The 4,438-nt window shown below is 75.2% G+C and carries 5 protein-coding genes; 1 reads left to right on the top strand and 4 read right to left on the bottom strand.

Annotated features, from left to right (window positions below; translation table 11 throughout):
• Positions 1-133 precede the first annotated feature (133 nt).
• From ACFV0G_RS25295 to ACFV0G_RS25310, 4 genes are all read right to left on the bottom strand, one after another.
• Positions 134-592 (bottom strand): SRPBCC family protein, encoded by a 459-nt coding sequence (locus tag ACFV0G_RS25295; RefSeq protein WP_380552207.1) that lies wholly within the window; start codon positions 590-592, stop codon positions 134-136.
• A 166-nt stretch (positions 593-758) separates the two neighbouring features.
• Positions 759-1,775, bottom strand: a complete 1,017-nt coding sequence (locus ACFV0G_RS25300) for a YihY/virulence factor BrkB family protein (protein ID WP_380552210.1) — start codon at positions 1,773-1,775, stop codon at positions 759-761.
• Positions 1,776-1,874: 99 nt separating this feature from the next.
• A complete protein-coding gene (locus ACFV0G_RS25305) occupies positions 1,875-2,546 on the bottom strand; it encodes a TMEM175 family protein (RefSeq protein WP_380552213.1) in 672 nt (223 codons plus the stop codon).
• A 29-nt stretch (positions 2,547-2,575) separates the two neighbouring features.
• A complete protein-coding gene (locus tag ACFV0G_RS25310) occupies positions 2,576-3,310 on the bottom strand; it encodes an SDR family oxidoreductase (RefSeq protein WP_380552216.1) in 735 nt (244 codons plus the stop codon).
• Positions 3,311-3,674: 364 nt separating this feature from the next.
• Between ACFV0G_RS25310 and ACFV0G_RS25315 the strand changes: the two genes are divergently transcribed.
• Positions 3,675-4,438: maleylpyruvate isomerase family mycothiol-dependent enzyme (locus tag ACFV0G_RS25315; RefSeq protein WP_380552230.1), on the top strand; the 764-nt coding region annotated here is incomplete at its 3' end.

Genomic DNA, 4,438 nt, shown 5'->3' on the forward strand with positions numbered 1-4,438 from the left:
CGCCGGGGGGCGCCGGCCCCCCGCCCCCCCGGCGCCCGGGCGGTACGGGGCCGGCCGCCACGGGCCGGGCGGCACGGGGGGGGTGCCCCCCCCCCGGCGGACCCCGCCCCTCCGTGCCCGGGGGAGCCGGGGGTCAGCCCGGTGTGATCCGGCCGCGCCAGCCGCCGTCCTCGACGCCGCGGGCCTCGATGAACGACTTGAATCGCTCCAGGTCGCCCTTCACCCGGCGGTCGACCATGCCGAGCACCTCACCGGCCCGCTCGGCGATGCCCTCCGGTTCGAAGTCCATCGCCAGCCGCACCCGGGTGCGCCGGGCGTCGAGGGACTGGAAGGTCACGACACCGCGCTGGCGGACCTCGCCGTCGACGGTGCGCCAGGCGACCCGCTCGTCGGGCAGCTGGTCGACGATCTCGGTGTCGAACTCCCGGGTGACACCCCCGACCTTGACCTTCCAGTGGTTGTGCCGCTCGTCGAGCTGGGTGATCTGCTCGACGCCCTCCATGAAGCGGGGGAACTCCTCGAACTGGGTCCACTGGTTGTAGGCGGTGTGCAGCGGCACCTCGACCTCGATCGTTTCCTGGACCGTGCTCATGCTCACTCCCTTGCTCGCCGTCTGCGCGGCCGCGCGGCTCGTGCGCCGTGCGGGTCCGCGGCTCGGGCTCCGCGCCTACCCGGGGGGCCGGGTCTCACACGGGCCGCCGACGCCACCCGGCGCAGTCCACCGCACGGCCGGGCCCGCCCGTCGGGCCCGCGTCCGGTCACGGTTCGGCCCGGCGGTCCGGCACGGCGTCCCGGTCGTCGTCCGGGGGAGGCGGCGTGTCGTCGGCGGCGAAGCCGACCTCGACGTGCTGCTCGGGCCGGCGCTCCTCCTGCCGGGCGACGGCCCTGAGGACCTGCCGGTCCGGTCCGGTGAGCGGGGACTGCAGCAGGCTGCGCGGCCACAGCCTGCGGTGGAGGACGACATTGGTCTCGCCGGCGTACACGGTGATCTGTGCGGCCAGGTAGATCCAGGAGAGCAGGCCGATGACGGTGGCGAAGAATCCGTAGACCGCGCCGGCGTGGCGCAGCTCGTGGGTGACCAGCAGGGCGCCGAAGGCCTGGAGGAGGGTGAACAGGGGGCCGGCGACGGCGCAGCCGGGCCACAGGGCGCGGGTGGGGATCTCCTTGGGGGTCAGGATCCTGAAGCAGGCCAGGCAGAGGCCGCTGTTCAGGGCGGCGGACAGCAGCAGGGCGCCGATGCGTGCGGCGGTCCCGGCGAGCGTGCCGCCGATGAGGGCCGCCGCGGCGGTGCTGAGCAGCAGGCCCAGCGCGAGGGTGGTGAACAGGATCAGGCCGCGGGCCAGGCGCGGCCAGTAGCCGGGGCGCCGCACGCCGGGGACGTTCCAGACCTCGGCCATGGCGTGCTGGAGGACCTGGGCGATGCCGAGTGCTCCGTACAGCAGCCCGAGCAGGCCGATGAGCAGCGCCAGGCCACTGCCCTGGAGGGAGTGCACGTTCTGCCGCAGCTGGTCGCCGAGGATGGGGAAGTCGGCGAGGGCCGAGTCCAGCACTTGGTGCTGTACCTGGGGATGGCCGGCGAGCACGAAGCCGAGCGCGGTGCTGAGCAGGAGCAGCAGCGGGATCAGCGCCACGAATCCGTAGTACGTGATCAGTGCGGCGAGGAGCCCGCCGCGGTCGTCGCCGTACTTCTTGACCACGGCGACGGCCACGGCCGGGGCGGTGCGGCGCTGCTGGGCGCGGTCCAGGGCCCGAAGGGCGCGTTCGACCGGGTTCATGTCATCCTCCGTTCCCGCCGTCCGGGGGCCGGCACGGCCGGTGGGGATGCGTCTGCCCGGATTGCCCGCCGGCTATCGCCGCCGGCGGCTCCGTACCGGTCAGTAGCGGTCGAGGGGGCGGATCCGCGGGGCCAGGGCGGAGTTGAGCTGCAGCAGGATGATCAGGCCGACGCTCAGGTAGGTGCTGATCACGCCCAGCAGCACGGCCACGGCGTACAGGGCCTGGGCCACCACGATCCGGCGTTCGGCGGCGGCCTGCATGCCCGGTGCGCCCTCCTCGCCCGCCCTGATCAGCCCGGCCCGGGCGGCGTACCGCAGGCCGGCCAGCAGCAGCCCGCCGAGGAGCAGCAGGTGCAGCCAGTACACCAGCAGCGCGATCCGCAGCGCCGTGTACTCGGCCAGCAGTGAGGTGGAGAAGGGCATCAGGGCCACGGCGAGCAGGAACGCCAGGTGGATCCAGGTGAGTTGGCGGTCGCTCCGGTCGAAGTGGTTGAGCTGGGTCTGCTGGCCGACCCAGAACATGCCCAGGGTGAGGAAGCCGAGCAGGTACACGAGGACACGCGGGGCGAGCGGCAGCAGCGCCGTCCAGAGCTGCTGCTCGGCGTGCAGGCTCTCCGCCGTCCACAGCGGCCCGCCGCCGGACGGGAGCTCGACCTTCGGGAGGTGCAGGTCGAGGACGAGCAGGGTCATGGCGACGGCGAAGATGCCGTCGCTCAGTGCGGCGAGCCGCTCCAGGCTGCTGCCGGCGATGCGGTGGTAGGGGCTTCTCACGGCGGTCCCCCCGTCCGTGCGGTGGCCGGTCAGTGGAGCTGGCCGGTGGGGCGGACGACCACGGTGTTGACGTCCACGCCGTCCGGTTGGCCGAGGGCCCAGACGACGGCGTCGGCGACGTGCCCGGCCGTCAGCACCGGTCCGGCCGGGACGGCCCCGTCCGGATGGGTGCTCCAGAAGGGGGTGTCCACCCGCCCGGGGGCGATCAGGGTGACGCCGACGCCGGCGCCGGTGACCAGCACCCTGGTGTTCTCGGCGAGCGAGGTCAGGGCGGTCTTGGAGACCGAGTACATGTTGCCGGGGGTGTTCTTGATGCCCGCGGTGCTGCCGACCAGCACGATCCGTCCGCCGCTCTCCTTCAGCGCGGGCAGGGCGGCCTTGACCAGCAGTGCCGGGCCGAGGACGTTCACCAGCAGCATCTCGCGCCATGCGTCCGGGTCGCCGTCGGCCAGGTTGCCGTGGTCGGAGAAGCCGGCGTTGGCGATCACGTGGTCGAGCCGGCCGAAGCGCTCGACGGTGGCCTCGACGGCCGCCCGGACGGCCCCGAAGTCGGTGGTGTCCGCGGCGACGGGCAGCACGGCGTCGGCCTCGTCGAACTCGGTGGCGAGTTCGGCGGCGAACCGGTCGAGGCGGCCCCGGTCACGGCCGGTCACGGCGACCCGGTGCCCGGCGGCCAGCAGCCGCCGGATGGTCGAGGCGCCGATCCCGGACGCTCCGCCGGTGATCAGCGTGACGGGCGCGGTGGTGTGCTGTTCGGTCTTCATCGTTCCCCCATGGCATGTGAGTGTCCGTCATATCAGACACGCGTGCGGCCCGGCGGGGCGGGACCGGCAGCCGCGGAGGGCACTCCGCAGGACGGGCCGCGCCCCGGCCCGGCCCCGGGCGGCCGAGGGCCGCGACGAACGGGGCCGTACCGTCCTCCGCCCGGATGCGGGCTCCCGGCGCGCGGGCTGCCCGGTTCGACGGGGACGGGCGGGGCCCGGCCGCCAGGACGTCCCGTGACGACAACTCGCCACCGCCGCAGGGAAGCACGCTCCTCACCCGATCGGCCGCGGACCTCCGGGTCCGGATCCGTCCCGTCCGGTGCGGGCCCGCCGGCCGCCCGTAGAGTTGCGAGACGTGACGGACATGACCGACCTCGGCCCCGGCGGGTACACCGCCCTCCTCGACGACGTCCGGGCCTCGGCCGAGCGCCTCCGCGACACCCTCGACGCACTGACCGATGCGCAGGCCCGGCAGCCGTCCCTGCTCACCGGCTGGAGCCGCGGACACGTGATCACGCACCTCGCCCGCAGTGCCGACGTCTACCGGTGGCTGCTGGCCCTGGCGCGCACCGGGACCGAACCCGAGCCGCGGGCCGACGCCGCCGGTCTGGACCGCGCGCTGCGCGAGGGCGCGGGACGCGCCGCCGCCGACCTCACCGCCGACCTGTGCCGCAGCCTGGACGGGCTGATCGGTGACGCGGCGGCCCTGCCCGCCGAACGCCGGACCGTCCTGGTCACCGCCCTCGCCGGGTGGCGGCACCCGGCCTGGTACACCCTGCACCGCGCGCGGCGCGAACTCGAGAGCCACCACGTCGACCTGGACCTCGGGTACGCCGCCACCGACTGGCCGGCCGGCTACGTCCGCCGGACGCTGGACGAGACGATCGCCGCCCTGACCGCACGCGGCTTCCCCGTCGCCCGCATCGAGGCCGCCGATCTCGGCCGGGCGTGGGCCCCCGCCCGGACCGGCCCCGCCGTCACCGGCCCCGGACACGCACTCCTCGCCTGGCTCGCCGGCCGCGGGAGGGACGCACACCTGCGCGTCGACGGTCCGGACCCGCTGCCGACCCCGCCGGGGGGGGCGTCGGGGCGCGCGCGCGCGCCCGGCGCGCCCTCGACGGGGCCCCC

Source organism: Kitasatospora sp. NPDC059571, from assembly GCF_042735675.1.
GTDB lineage: Bacteria > Actinomycetota > Actinomycetes > Streptomycetales > Streptomycetaceae > Kitasatospora.

What these genes read in the sequence shown, in the direction of transcription:
- ACFV0G_RS25310 (WP_380552216.1), bottom strand. Translation starts at nt 3,310, where the DNA reads ATGAAGACCGAACAGCACACCACCGCGCCCGTCACGCTGATCACCGGC.
- ACFV0G_RS25300 (WP_380552210.1), bottom strand. Translation starts at nt 1,775, where the DNA reads ATGAACCCGGTCGAACGCGCCCTTCGGGCCCTGGACCGCGCCCAGCAG.
- ACFV0G_RS25295 (WP_380552207.1), bottom strand. Translation starts at nt 592, where the DNA reads ATGAGCACGGTCCAGGAAACGATCGAGGTCGAGGTGCCGCTGCACACC.